This is a genomic window from Cobetia sp. BMC6, from assembly GCF_029991385.1.
Taxonomy (GTDB): Bacteria; Pseudomonadota; Gammaproteobacteria; order Pseudomonadales; family Halomonadaceae; genus Cobetia.
Map to the genome: position 1 here is coordinate 460694 of NZ_JAKUMF010000002.1, position 13542 is coordinate 474235.

General features: G+C 65.7%; 11 protein-coding genes. 8 read left to right on the forward strand and 3 right to left on the reverse strand.

The window, feature by feature from the left end; all coding sequences use genetic code 11:
• Window positions 1–120 precede the first annotated feature (120 nt).
• Window positions 121–1248, forward strand: coding sequence for an NAD(P)H-dependent glycerol-3-phosphate dehydrogenase (locus MKZ40_RS06215; protein WP_084589572.1), 1128 nt, complete (start codon window positions 121–123; stop codon window positions 1246–1248).
• Between the two features lie 156 nt (window positions 1249–1404).
• Window positions 1405–1914: a phosphohistidine phosphatase SixA gene (gene sixA, locus MKZ40_RS06220; protein WP_175088122.1), complete on the forward strand. Its 510-nt coding sequence runs from the start codon at window positions 1405–1407 to the stop codon at window positions 1912–1914.
• 138 nt (window positions 1915–2052) lie between these two features.
• Here sixA and MKZ40_RS06225 read toward each other — a convergent pair whose 3' ends face one another.
• Together MKZ40_RS06225 and MKZ40_RS06230 are read right to left on the reverse strand one after the other, a co-directional pair.
• A complete protein-coding gene (locus tag MKZ40_RS06225; RefSeq protein ID WP_175088121.1) occupies window positions 2053–3003 on the reverse strand; it encodes an AEC family transporter in 951 nt (316 codons plus the stop codon).
• 170 nt (window positions 3004–3173) lie between these two features.
• A complete protein-coding gene (locus MKZ40_RS06230; RefSeq protein WP_263643036.1) occupies window positions 3174–3305 on the reverse strand; it encodes a hypothetical protein in 132 nt (43 codons plus the stop codon).
• Between the two features lie 477 nt (window positions 3306–3782).
• On the opposite strand from MKZ40_RS06230, the gene MKZ40_RS06235 reads away from it, so the two are divergent.
• From MKZ40_RS06235 to MKZ40_RS06260, 6 genes are all read left to right on the forward strand, one after another.
• Window positions 3783–5009, forward strand: coding sequence for an ABC transporter ATP-binding protein (locus MKZ40_RS06235; protein ID WP_175088120.1), 1227 nt, complete (start codon window positions 3783–3785; stop codon window positions 5007–5009).
• A complete protein-coding gene (locus MKZ40_RS06240) occupies window positions 5006–7759 on the forward strand; it encodes a GldG family protein (protein ID WP_175088119.1) in 2754 nt (917 codons plus the stop codon). The genes MKZ40_RS06235 and MKZ40_RS06240 overlap by 4 nt, the downstream gene beginning before the upstream one ends.
• The gene (locus MKZ40_RS06245) at window positions 7759–9120 is read left to right on the forward strand and encodes a DUF4340 domain-containing protein (protein WP_175088118.1); all 1362 of its coding nucleotides are present in this window, start codon (window positions 7759–7761) and stop codon (window positions 9118–9120) included. Before MKZ40_RS06240 ends, MKZ40_RS06245 begins: the two co-directional genes overlap by 1 nt.
• Before the next feature lie 195 nt (window positions 9121–9315).
• Window positions 9316–10236, forward strand: coding sequence for an alpha/beta hydrolase (locus MKZ40_RS06250; RefSeq protein ID WP_175088117.1), 921 nt, complete (start codon window positions 9316–9318; stop codon window positions 10234–10236).
• Entirely contained in the window at window positions 10233–11201 is a 969-nt protein-coding gene (locus tag MKZ40_RS06255) for an alpha/beta fold hydrolase (protein WP_175088116.1), read from the forward strand. The genes MKZ40_RS06250 and MKZ40_RS06255 overlap by 4 nt, the downstream gene beginning before the upstream one ends.
• A 58-nt stretch (window positions 11202–11259) precedes the next feature.
• Window positions 11260–12432, forward strand: a complete 1173-nt coding sequence (locus MKZ40_RS06260; protein ID WP_175088115.1) for a patatin-like phospholipase family protein — start codon at window positions 11260–11262, stop codon at window positions 12430–12432.
• A gap of 154 nt (window positions 12433–12586) precedes the next feature.
• Here the strand turns inward: MKZ40_RS06260 and MKZ40_RS06265 are convergent, their stop codons facing one another.
• The gene (locus MKZ40_RS06265; protein ID WP_175088114.1) at window positions 12587–13429 is read right to left on the reverse strand and encodes a transporter substrate-binding domain-containing protein; all 843 of its coding nucleotides are present in this window, start codon (window positions 13427–13429) and stop codon (window positions 12587–12589) included.
• Between the last annotated feature and the right edge of the window lie 113 nt (window positions 13430–13542).

Consider the following 13542-nt stretch of genomic DNA (forward strand, 5'->3'; position numbering starts at 1 on the left):
GGCGCAGCCCCCTACGTTGGCCACGAAGCCTGCGCAGACATCTCTTGTTCAGCATTCTCTGACAAACTATGAGTACAATGCCTGCCATTCACTGAGCACATCGTCATCCAAGGAGTCTGCATGTCTGCCACTACCCCTTCACCTCGTCGGGCCATTCGTGATCGCGAGGTAAGCGAAACGACCCCTCAGGCGGTGGGACTCAATGTCTGCGTGCTGGGTGGCGGCAGCTTCGGGACCGCGATCGCCTCGATTGCCGCCGACAATGGTGCCAGCGTCACCCAGTGGATGCGTGATGCCAGCCAGGCCGAGGAAGTCAACACCCGGCACCGCAACTCTGGCTATCTGCCGGGCTTCGAGATCAATGCCTCGGTGCGTGCCACCACCGACATGGCCGATGCGCTGGCTGAGGCCGAACTGGTGTGCGTGGCGATTCCTTCCAAGGCCTTCCGCACGGTGGTCCGCCAGGCGCGCGCCCACCTGCGTGAAGGGCAGATACTGGTGGCCACCACCAAGGGCATCGAGAGCGAAGGCTTCACCCTGATGAGTGAGGTGCTGGAGCAGGAAACCGGCTTCACGCACATCGGCGTGCTGTCTGGCCCCAATCTGGCGGCCGAGATCGCCCAGCGGCAGCTGACAGCCACGGTGATCGCCTCCGACGACGCCTACACCCGCGCTCGCGTGCAGACGGCCTTCGGCTGCGACTATTTCCGTGTCTACGCCAGCAATGACCGCTACGGCGTCGAGCTGGGCGGGGCGCTGAAGAACATCTACGCCATCGCGGCCGGCATGGCCGCGGCCCTTGGCATGGGCGAGAACACCCGTGCCATGCTGATGACCCGCGCGCTGGCCGAGATGAGCCGCTTCGCCGTGGCCAAGGGCGCCAATCCGATGACCTTCCTAGGCCTTGCCGGCGTAGGTGATCTGATCGTGACCTGCTCCTCGCCGTTGTCGCGCAACTATCGGGTCGGCTACGCACTGGGGGAAGGGCGAACCCTCGACCAGGCGGTCGAGGTGTTGGGCCAGGTCGCCGAGGGTGTCAACACCGTGCGATTGGTACAGGATGAATCCGAGCGACTGGGCATCTACATGCCGCTGGTCAGTGGCATGGCCAAGGTGCTGTTCGAGAATGTCGACCCGCATCACATGGCCCGCGCGCTGATGGGCGGTGAGCAATCCAGCGATGTGGAATTCGTGCTGTCGCGTGAGTCGGTGCAGCAGGCGCGGCAGTTGGAACCCGACGGCTCCTGAGGACTCATAGCAGGTAGCGGTGATGGAGTGTGTTTCGCCATCCCCTTGTCTGACTCGTGCAACGCTCCGGTTGGCGAGTCCCTGGTCATCGGCCGCAGCGACAGAGCGAGTGATTTGGCGCTTGCGCTGCGGCAGTCATCTTTTCAGGAGAATGTCATGAGTGTACTGATCATGCGTCACGGTGAGGCCCAGGCCGGCACGCCGGACCCCAGCCGCGAATTGAGCGAATATGGTCGCGAAGAGGCGCGCCGCATCGGGTGCTGGTTGGCCCATCAACTGCCTGCCGAGCGTCGTGCGCGCCTGACGCTGGTCGTCAGTCCGTTCACCCGCGCCCAGCAGACCGCTCAGGAGATCTCCTCGGCGCTGGAGCTGAGTGGAGAGCAGCAGACCACGCTCGAGATCATCACCCCGGACGACCCGCTGACGCCGGTGCTCGACTGGCTTCAGACCCATGTGCCGCCCACTTCTGAAGGGCGCGAGCCGCGCGACTGGCTGATCATCAGCCACAATCCGCTGGTCTCGAATCTGGCCAGCGCCCTGGTCGATGGCCCCGGCAGCACCCAGCTGGCCTTTGCCACCGCAAGCCTCGCCTGGCTGGACGCCGATGTCTGGGCCGCCGGTCTGGCGGATCTGCACCAGTTCGTGAGCCCGGCGGAACTGGCGTAAGTCACGCGCGGCTGTCATGAACCAAAACCATTGAGCCGCAACCATTGAGCCAAAGCGAAACGCCCCCGCCAGTCTGCACTGGCGGGGGCGTTTCGCTTTGGCATGCAACCAGACTGCTGCCTGATCAGAGTGCTGCTGCTAGACCAGACCGCTCAGCTTGAGCACGAAGATGCCTGCCGTGATGGTGATGCCCGCCATCAGGGTGCTGATGGCAATGATGTTGGCGGCCAGGCGGTCATTGCCGCCCATCGCCCGCACCATCACGAAGCTTGCCGCCGCCGTCGGTGAGGCGAAGAACAGGAACAGCACCCCGAGTTCGGTACCGCGGAAGCCCAGCAGCACCGCGACGGTGATCGCCAGCAGCGGCACGCTGATCATCTTCATCAGGCTGGCACTCAGCGCCAGCTTGCGGCCTTCACGCAGCGAGCGCATCGACAGGGTGCCGCCGATGCAGATCAATGCCAGCGGCAGCGTCATGCGCGCGAAGTAGTCGCCGGAGGTCTCCAGCCACTCGGGCAGCTGCCAGCTGAATGCCGCGAAGGGCAGGGCGGCCAGCACGCCGAGAATCAACGGGTTGGTGATGATGCCACGCGCGATGCCGCTCCAGCTGGTGCGGCCATCGCCGAGATAGCTCGACAGCACCACCACCGACAGCATGTTGTAGGACAGGATGACGACGCCCATCAGGATGCCGCCCATCGAGAGGCCGAGATCGCCATAGAGATTGGCGGCCAGTGCCAGCCCGACGATGGCGCAGTTGCCGCGAAACGAGCCCTGTACCACCTCGCCGCGTTCCTTTCTCGGTACGCGCAGGATCGCCCAGCCCCACAGCAGCAGGAAGGTGCCCAGTGTCGCCAGCGCGAAGTAGGTCAGCATGCCCGGGCGCAGGGCGTGATCCAGGTCCGCGCGCACGATGGAGAGGAAGACCAGCGCCGGCATGGTGCCCTTGAATACCAGCGATGAGGCGGTGCCGATGAAGGTGTCATCGATCCAGCCGAGGCGTTTGAGGCCCAGGCCCAGAAATACCATCGCGAAGACCGGAACGGTGACGTTCAGGGTCGCGACGAACAGCGCCAGCATGTCGTTCATGAAGTAGTCTCGCTCATTTCAGCCCTTGTCCTGTGAGTGTTGCGGTCTGTCTGGTGAGGCTTTTGGTCAGCGCCTGGCGAGCGTCGCGCGATCGCCCATCGTGAACTGTCGTGTCAGCCCGTTGCGAGCTGTCGTATCAGCCCCGTCGTGAACTGCCGCGGCGGCCTGGCTCAGGCTAGCCAGAAGCCCGTGATCAAGGCCGCTGCCAGCAAGGCCCAGAACAGCCCGTTGCGCAGGCGGGTATCGCGGCGCGGCCTGGAAGACGGCGAGGAAGTAGCGGACTGCTTGTCATGCTTGGGCATCGAGGGGTCCTGTCCAGCAAGGTGAAATGTTGGCTCAGCGAGTGAAGGCTCTGGCAGCCACACGGCCGGCCAGCAAGACCTTCTGCCAACAGCGCGTGACTGTCATCCGTCCAGCATATCAGGCTTTCCTTAGACTTAGGGATAGTCGTGCAGCTCTGGTGACAGCACCAATGTCAGGTTCTGTTGACCGCATGCCGCCAACCAGGGGGGGGGATGGTGGTCGAGAAGACCGGCGCCGCGATAGGCCTTGAGGGCCGGCAAAGGGTGGAATAGCCGCCATAACCGCGCGAGTGGCGACTGTGCGTGTCCTCCTGCTTGGCGAGCGCTGGCTGTCCGCTTACCCTGTGCGCTGCATTGTCATCTGTCACGGTTATCTGCCGGTGCCACGGTCATCTTCCGGCCTCATGATCACCTGCCGGAACCATCAGTCCCGGCTACGCATTGCCCCTATCAAGAAAAGTACAAGGAGCGGGTATCTTGCAGGACCCATACACGACCTCTGCGTCATCCTCTGCCGCGACTCGCTCTGCGGCAGCTCGATCTGCGGCAACCCCCGAGCGCGCGTCTGACGATCCGTCCGCTTCCCCGGCGTTGTTGGTCAGTCGCGGGCTCGGGCGTCAATTCGGTCAGCAACAGGCCGTCACCGGGCTGACCTTCACGGCCTCGCGTGGTGAGGTCATCGGTCTGCTGGGGCCCAATGGCGCCGGCAAGACCACCAGCCTGCGCATGCTGGCGGGCACGCTCGCCGCCACCCAGGGCCAGCTGGAGCTGGAAGGCGAATCCTTCGATGGTCGCGCCAGTCAGCGCCAGCTCAACCGCCTCAAGCGTCGCATCGGCTATCTGCCGGAGGGCGCACCCCTGTGGCCGCAGCTGACGGTGCGCGAGAGTCTCGAGTGCGTGGCGGGTCTGCATGGGTTGTCGCGCAAGGTACGCAATGATCGCCTTTCGGCATTGATGGATCGCCTGGATATCACGCCTTTCGCCAATCAATTGTGCGCCGTGTTATCCAAAGGCTATCGGCGTCGCGTGGCGCTGGCGATGGCGTTGACCCATGATCCGGACATTCTGCTGCTCGATGAGCCCACCGATGGGCTGGACCCGCTGCAGAAGGACAGCGTGCGCGCCTTCATTCGTGAGCTGGGTCGCGAGCGTCTGATCATCGTCTCCACCCACCTGCTGGAGGAAGTGCCTCGCATCTGTGATCGCGTGCTGGTCATGGCCAATGGTCAGCTGGGCTTCGATGACACGCCGGAGGCGCTGGCCGCGACCTCCGTCAGCGAAGGCATCCTGGGGGGCAGTCGTTCGCGCTACGGCGCGGGGTATGGCGCGAGTTCCAGTCTGCCTGTATGGCGAGTGACGTTGAGTCGGGCCTTGAGCGAGCGCGAACTGGCCAGTGTCTCGCGTCTGCCGGGCGTGGCGGCCATCACGCCCGTCAAGCCCGGCGATGCCATGGCGCGTGACAAGTCGCCGCTGGTGATCTCGACCGGTGCCGTGCTGCGCCTGGCCGGGCGTCTCCATCAGGACCCGCGCCCCGCGCTGGCACGCTGGTGCAGCTATATGGAAATCCGCCTCGATGAATGTGTCCATGAACGGGGCGATATCGAGGTCGCGTTCCGCCAGCTGGTGACGCGCATGGCGGAGCAGCCCTCGCCGCTGCCGATGCGCAGGCAGGCACCGCGCGCAGATCAGGAGGTGTCGTCATGAGGGCCGTTCTCGCGCTGGTCCGCCGTGACCTGCATCAGGCACTGACACAGGGCGCCAGCTGGTCGCTGCTGGTGGTGATGGCGGTGCTGGCGCCGCTGGGGGCCTTCGAGGTGGGCGATCTGCTGGCACGTGATCGCGCCGATCTTGGCTCGCTTTGGCAGGTGTTGCCCTGGCTGCTGGTGCTGTGGACGCCACTGCTGGCCCTGCGTGGCTGGCCGGAAGAGCGCGCCAACGGCCTGCTCGAATGGCTGTCCGGCCTCGGGCTGGGGTCGTGGCGGCTGGCCAGCGCACGCCTGATCAGTGCCAGCGTGCTGGGATGGCTGGGGCTTGCGATGACGGCGCCGCTGGTGGTGTTGGTCCATTGGCTCGGCACGCCGGATCTCGGCCTGATGCTCAGCGGCTATCTGGGCATGGCGCTGCTGGTGATGGCGCTGGCCAGTCTCGGTCAGGCGCTGGCGGTGCGCGCGCCTTCTGCGCTGTCGGCGTGGCTCGGGGCGCTGGTGCTGGGCCTGGCGCTGATGCTGCCGGGCACACCCGCGGTGACGAGCCAGCTGGCTCAGCATCTGGCACCGCACTGGGTGCAGTTGCTCGATCTGATCAGCTTGCCGGCGCATCTGACGCCTTTCAGTGAAGGCCGGCCGACCTGGCTCGATGCCAGCTACTTCCTGCTGCTGACCCTGGCCGGGCTGGTGCTGCAGGCGCGCGGCCTCAGTCAGGAACGCCATGCACGCAAGCAGGCGCCACAGTGGCTGGTCACGGCGGCACTGGCGGCTGCGGTCACCGCGCTATTGCTGGCCGGCGTGCGCCTGCCGCCATTGCTGAGCGCCGACGGCCACAACCCGCTCACCCGCGCGCATGATCTGACCGCCACGCGTCAGCACAGCCTGAGCCCTGCCAGCCGCGCGGTGCTCGGTGGCCTCGAGGCACCGGTGACGCTGACCTTCGCCTACAGCGAACGTTTCGCCGCCGATCTGCCGCAGCTGCGTGAGCTGGCGACACGGATCGAGACGCGTCTGGCCGCCTTCGCGCGTGAACCGCAGATACGCCTCAAGCGTGTCGACCCTGCACCGGACAGTGCCGACTTCGCGGATCTCGAAGCGCAGGGCCTGACCGCACTGTCATTGCCGGGCGGCGAAGAGATGCTGTTCGGGCTGGTGGTGGATGGCCCCTATGCCGAACGCCGCGCCATCCCGCTGCTCAAGGCGGCGGATATCGGCGGGCTGGAGGCGCAGGTGACACGCCAGATCCAGGAAGTCTCGCGCACCGAGCCACCGCGCCTGGGTGTCGTCTCGCGTTTGCCGGTGATGGGCCAACCCAGTCTGGAGCAGGGCAGAGCGCTGGGCAGCTGGGGCCTGATGGAGCATCTCAATGCACGCCTGCGCATCGACTGGCTGTCGGCCGGTGATGATGCCGCGCGCCCGATCGCCGATCAGGATGCGTTGCTGGTGATTGCGCCGCGGCTGTTGCCGGTCAAGACGCTGGAGGCCATCACGGCCTATCTCGAGCGTGGCGGCCGGGTGTTGATGCTGGTGGACCCGCTGCCCGAAATGCTCGACCAGCCGGCGCCGGCTTCCGAGGCGCTCGAGGCCTTGCTGGCGCGCGCCGGGCTTGAATCACGCGCGGGCGAGGTGGTGGCGGATGCACAGCTGGCCTTGCCGATCGGCTTGCTGGACGGCACCCGTGCGCTGAGCCCGACACTGCTCGGGTTAAGCGCTGCGCAGCTGTCGGACGCCGCGCTCAACCTCAATGTCGAGCAATTGGTGATGTCCAGCGCGGGCTGGTTGGCGCCGCTGTCTGATGTAGCAGACGCATCATCGAAAGGCCCGGGAGCGCAGGAAGCGCCGTTGCAGTGGCTGATTCGTGCCAGTGATGAGGCGCGCCTGATTCCGGCGGCACGTGTCCACGCCAGCCGCATGGACCCGCGTCCGCTGTCGGGACTGGCAGGGGAAACGCCGCCGGCCGGTGGGCTGGCCGTGCTGGCGCAATGGCCGGCAGCGGGCGCCAAGAGTGGCCAGTTGCTGGTGGTCAGCGATGTCGATATGGCCAGTGACCGTCTGTGGCGACGCACGGCAGCGGATGGCAGCGAGCAGGCCCTCAATGCCAATGCGCGCTGGCTGGAAAATGCCGTGGATCTGCTGGCAGGCAGCCCCGAGCTGGTCGCCCTGCGTGCGCGTGCCCATCAGGTGCGCGAGCTGACGCGCCTGCATCAACTGGCCGATCGTCAGGCCGCCGAGGAGACCCGGCTGCGCAATGACTGGCAGACGCGTCTGAGTGCGCTCGGCGCGACGCCGGTATCTGGCAAGGCCGAAGCCGCGCAGCAAAGCGACGCCCTGGCGGCGATGCAGAATGACTTCGAGGACGCGTTGTCACGTCAGCAGCGTGAGGCGAATGCCGAGCGTGATGCCCTGCGCCGCGAGCTGCGCCTGTGGACGCTGCTGGCCTTGCCGGTGGCGTTGAGCCTGCTCGGCGAGCTGATCTGCTGGCGCCGCTATCGCGCCAGCCGTCGCGCGGGCTATCAGTCGACAGGGCGTCTGTCGGGCCACGGGCAACCCAGCGGGAAGCGCAGCGCAGAACGAAATGAACAGCGCAATGCACAGCGCAATGGACAGCACAGCGCCCGCTTTGCGAGTGACGCCGTCACAAACGTGCCGACAGGCTCTAGCAAGTCAGCCGCAGGCAAGGCAGCTTCAGGCAAGGCAGCTTCAGGCAAGGCGACGCCGAGCGATACTACCCAGTCGGGAGGTGATTGATGGGGCGCTTCAATCGGGCGGGATGGGCACTGACGGCGTTGGTCTCCGTGGCCGCGGTGACGGCGCTCACCGCAGGGCCGTCACTGCTGGAATCGCTGCGCTCAGGCGTCGCCACGGGCGGAGCAGCCCCTGCCCAGTGGCAACGTGATGCGCTGCTGAGCGAGTCGCTGACGACAGTCGCCGCGGGCCAGTCAGGCGTCTTGCAGCCCTTGCCGCTGCTGGCGCAGGTGGCCGCCTCGGCGCAGCGTATCGGCATTCGGCGTGGCACAGATGCCAGCCAGGACTGGTTGAGCCTGGCGCGTGGGCCCGCAGGCGACTGGCAGATCACCTCATTGGCTGGCTGGCCTGCCCGCCAGAGCAAGGTGGAGGCGCTGGTGAGTCAGCTGGGCGAAGCACAACTGCGCACGCGCAAGCCGGCCACGGACAAGGCACTTGAAGCGCTGGGCTTCAGCGCGCAGTCGCCGCTGCTGAGCGTGAAGGGCAACGGCGCTCAGGTGAGTCTGCAACTGGGCGCCAGACCTGCGGCGGCAACGCAGGTGAACAGCGCGGGCAGTGCTGAGTTGGCGGGGCGCTACGTGCGATGGGTGCCATCGCCCTCGGACGCGAAAGTCAAAGGCTCCCCCACCATGAATGGGGCGGATGGCGCGCCGGTCTGGGAGTTGACGCGCGATATCGGGTTGCCGGATTGGCGCGGCGGCATGGCGCCCAGTGAGGTGCTGGATGTCACCGAGCTGCGCAGTGACGCCGCGGTGTACAAACCGCTGAGTCGCCTGGATATCTCGCTGGCGGCGTCTACGCTTTCGTCTTCTGTCCGAGGCGCGTCAACACGGCAAGCGCCGCTGGTGCGAGGCCTGGCACCTGACAGCGACGCTGCCCATGAGATTCTCGCTGCGCTGTCGCCACTGACGCAGAATGACCTGCGCCCCCGCGCCTCCACGCCTGAAAGCGGCGCAGCCCAGGCAGACGGCTGGCAGCCCGCCGTGACGCTGACCCTCAACTGGTCGCGCCCCTCGCTCTATTACCGTCAGCATGAGCAGCTCAGTGATCGCACCCAGCTGGTGCTGGCCATCGCGGCCGGCAGCAAGCCCTGGGCGCGACTGACGCTCTCCGGCAAGGGGTGGCCACCTGAACTGGTCGCGCGCTTGAATGCCGTCGAGATACAGGTCAATGGCGCGCTGCGTGATCATCTGCTGGCACTGGGCGCGAGGGCGTTGCAAGACGAACCCATTGAGCTCACGGCTGTCGCGATTCAGGCGGCACTGGCGGTCAGTCGTGCCTTGGCGCTGCCTGAGGCGGAAGCCGCTGAGCCGAGCACGGAAACCGTCGGTGCGCTGGTGCCGGCAGCCATGGAGGAGGAGTGAGGTGCTCCATGGGCCAAAGGGAGGAGTAGCGCCCATGGGGCGGGGCTGGCATGCTGTTGACTATATTTAAACAACCGTTTGTCTGGGCGCGTCAGGGACGGCGGCCCGTGGTAAGGAGACCTTGCGATGAATGCCACCTCACGGCAACCCCGGCCCGGGCAGCACTTGTCCGAACGTGCCTTGTCCGAACCTTCCATGTGCGAAAAGACCTTGTCCGAACAGGACGGCACTGACCCGGCCAGCTTGAATGCGGACACCGAGCGTCCGGTACTGGCCTTCGCGCATGCCAATGGCTTTACCGGTGCCTGCTACAAGAGCCTGCTGGCGCCGCTGGCCGAGCACTTCAATCTGCTGCCGGTGGACCGACTGGCGCACGACCCTGCCTACCCGGTCGGCAACAATCTGATCTCGCTGCGTGATGAGTGGCTGGCGTGTCTGGATGCCGCGCTGGGGCCGTTGCCCGCGGCGGGCGGCACCGGGCGCAAGGTGATCGGGGTCGGCCATTCGCTGGGAGGCATCGTCAATTACATGGCGGCGCTCAAGCAGCCGGAGCGCTTCCACTGCCTCGTGCTGCTCGATCCGCCGTTGATGCTGGGCCGCGATGCGCTGGGCATGAAGGTCGCCAAACGCTTCGGCTTCATTGATCGTGTCACGCCGGCGGGCCGTACCCGTGGGCGTCGCGCACGCTGGGATTCCCGTCAGGCCATGCAGGATTACCTGCGCCGTCGCTCGCTGTTCGCCAACTTCACGCCAGAGGCGCTGGACGACTACATCGACAACGCCACCCATCGTCACGCGGATGGCAGCCTGTCGTTGAGCTTCGATACCCGTCATGAGGTCGAGATCTTCCGTCACCTCAGCGATCACCTGTCAGGCTCACCGGCGAAACTGGCGGTGCCGGTCAGGATTCTGGCCGGCGCCCAGTCTGATCTGCTCACGCCGGCGCGTCAGGCACGCCTGCGCCGCGCCGGGCTGACGGTGGAGCATGTCCGGGGAGGACATATGTATCCCTTTGAACACCCACAAGAGACGCGCGCCGCGCTGCTGGCGGCCATCGCGGACCTCGCGCCGCCGAATATACTTCCGCCAGGTCTGCTGGCCGAGAGGCAATCATGAGCATTGATCACACCGTTCGGGACATCGCTGCAGCTCCCCTGAGCGCCAACGTTACGTTGCGTGAGCGTCGCTTCCCACGTCGTACGGGCGGAGAGCTGGCGGCCCTGGAGTGGGCGCCTGCCGAGCACGCCGAGCAGGCACCGACGTGGCTGGCGCTGCATGGCTGGCTCGACAATGCCGCCAGCTTCAGCCGCCTGGCGCCGTTGTTGTGTGAGCGGCTCGGCATTCGTCTCATCGCCATCGACATGGTCGGTCACGGGCGCTCGAGTCCGCTGGGCGAGCACGGTGATTATGCGGTGTGGGATTACTGCCACGATGTGATCGAGGCGCTGGAAGGCCTGTATGACGAGGGGCTGCCGCGTGCGCCGGTCACGGTGATGGCGCACTCGCTGGGGGCAGCGGTGTCGGGGCAGGTGGCTGCGGCGCTGCCGGAATATATCGCGCGCCTGGTGCTGATCGATGGCATCGGCGCACTTGCCACGCCAGCCTCGGAGGTGGTCGACCAGCTGCGCCGCGGATTGCTGGCACGCCATGCGCAGCCGGCCAGACGCGCCGCTACGCGACGTGCCCATTATCGTCATGTCGAGGACGCCGTGGCGGCGCGGGTTGCGGGAGGTGTCACGCCCATTGATGCCGATACGGCGCGGCCGATCGTCGAGCGCAATCTCGAGGTGCTGGAAGACGGTGGCCTGCGACTGAGAAGTGACCGTCGCTTGCTGCGGCCTTCATTGATGCGCTACACCCCGGAGCAGGTGCTGGCGTTATTGGCGGCGTTGACCCAGCCGGTACTGCTGATCGAGGGCGAGCGGGGTATTCTGACCATAAGGCACGAAGCACAGCAGGCGCGTGATGCCGTGAAGCGGCTGGAACGTCGCGTCTTGCCGGGTGGCCACCACCTGCATCTGGAGCCACCGCATGTGGCGGCGGTCGCCGATGCCATCGTCGAGTGGGTCAGCTCGCAATGAGTGATGCACCCTGTGCCGTATCCGTTCATCTATCATCATCTGCAGCGGGAGACATGCCATGGCCAAGCGCAAGACCATCGCCCTGGCACTGGGGAGTGGCGGGGCTCGAGGCTATGCCCATATCGGCGTCATCGAGGAAGTGCTGGCGCGCGGTTACGACATCCGCGCCATTTCGGGCTGCTCGATGGGCGCACTGGTCGGGGGCATCCATGCCGCCGGCAAGCTGGATGCCTATCGTGACTGGGTCTGTGAGCTGGATTATTTCGACGTGCTGCGGCTGGTGGATGTCACCTGGAGCCCGATGGGCGCCATCCGCGCGCGCCGCATCATGGAAGAGCTGGAAGCCCTGATCGGTGATACGCGTATCGAGGATCTGCCGATTCCGGTCACCACCGTCGCCACCGACCTGATCGCCCAGAAGGAGGTCTGGTTCCAGAGCGGCAATCTGCTCGAGGCGATCCGGGCCTCCATCGCGGTGCCCGGGGTGATCACGCCGGTGCAACGCGACCGCAAGGTGCTGGTGGATGGCGGCCTGATGAATCCCTTGCCGATCACGCCGCTGGTCGCCGCCCACGTTGACCTGGTGCTGGCGGTCAATGCTACGGCGCATTCGCCGCGTAACCAGACGTTGGAACAGATGCTGCCACCGGCCGATGCCGCCGAGGAAGAGGCGCGCGAAGCTGCCCTGGAAGCGCGCGGCGGTGGTTTCAGCGACTGGCTGCGGGGAGTGCGTCGCGGTGCCGAGCGCATCTTCTCTGCCGAGAAGGAGCAGGCGCTGGAGGACCAGCAAGGCATGGCGTTTGCCAGTCCGGTCGGCGGTGTCCCGCTGCCACCGGGCGATGCCTCGCGCTTGAAGTTCGAGGCACTCAAGAGCAGCGATGCCGAGCCAGTGCCGGGCACGGAAGCGTTGGCAGAGCCGCAGGCAGAGGCTGGTGCCGTGACCCAAGGCAAGCAGTCGTCGCCTGCGAACGACGTCGAGCCTGAACGGGTCGATGAAAACGCGCCGGAGCTTGCCTGGGGCAAGCTGGACATGATGATGCGCTCCTTCGATATCACCCAGGCGACGCTGGCCAAGTACAAGATCGCCGGCTATCCGCCGGATATCCTGGTCGAGATTCCCAAGACGGTATGTGGCGCCTATGAATTCCACCGCGCCGCGGGCCTGATCAAGCTGGGGCGGCACCTGGCCGCCGAAGCGCTGGATCGCTACGAGAAGGGCAGCGATGGCTAGCCTTTTTTGAGTTGTCCTTTGACGAAAAGCCCCCGCCAATCGGCGGGGGCTTTTCGTTGCAGTGCTCTTCGTTGCAGTGCTCTTCAACACGACGCTCTTCAATACAGCGCTCTTCGTTGCAGTGCGTGTGACGGAGCCTGAGCGAAATGTCGTCTCAGCCGTTGATCCACTTGTCGAAGATGGCGGCCTGCTCACCGGTACCCTGCATCTGGGTCAGCCACTGATCGACGTAGGCCTTCCAGATGTTGTCACCCAGCGGCAGCAGATAGCCCTTCTGGGAGAAGGTGAACGGCGAGTCCGGGTGCACGCTGCACAGCTCCGGATGACGGCTGGCCTGCAGCTGCGTCTCGATGGCGTCGGTGACCATCACATCGGCACGGTCTTCGATGATGTTGTTGAAGATGGTGCGGTTGTCGTCGTGCGCGACGCGAGTGGCATCGCTCAGGAATTCATTGGCGAAGCGCTCGTTGGTGCCGCCCGGGTTGACGGTGATGCGCACGCTGGGCTGATTGATCTGCGCGACGGTCTGGTACTTGTCGACATCCTCGCAGCGCACGATGGGCGTCTTGCCACCGGTCTGGTAAGGCTGGCTGAAGTAGGCCTGCGCCTGACGGTCCAGCTTGACCGAGATACCGGACATGGCGATGTCGCACTTGCCGGAGGTGAAGTCTTCCATCAGCGTCGGCCAGCTGGTCGGCACGGTCTGTACCGTGGCGCCCAGGCTCCTGGCCAGTGAGGCGGCCATGTCGATGTCGATGCCTTCGAAGTCGCCATTGTCTTCACGGTGGCTGAAGGGCGCGTAGTCACCGGTGGTGCAGACTTTCAGCACCTGGTCTTGTTGCACGCGCGAAAGCGTACTGTCGGACAGTGCATCGCTGGCGGCGGCCGGCATGGCGAAGGCCAGTGACAGACCGGCGGCGGTCGCGCCGCCGAGAATGACAGCGGAAAGAGCGCGGCGTGAAGAGAGGCGAGTTGGCTGTTCAGCGTTGGGTGTCATCAGGGTGTTCCCTTGTCGTTATGGCGGCAGGCTCGGCATGAGCCCTGCCTCTGCTGCTCAAGTGCTCGGCTATTCAAGCACTCCGTTATTCAAGTACTCGGCTATTCAGATGC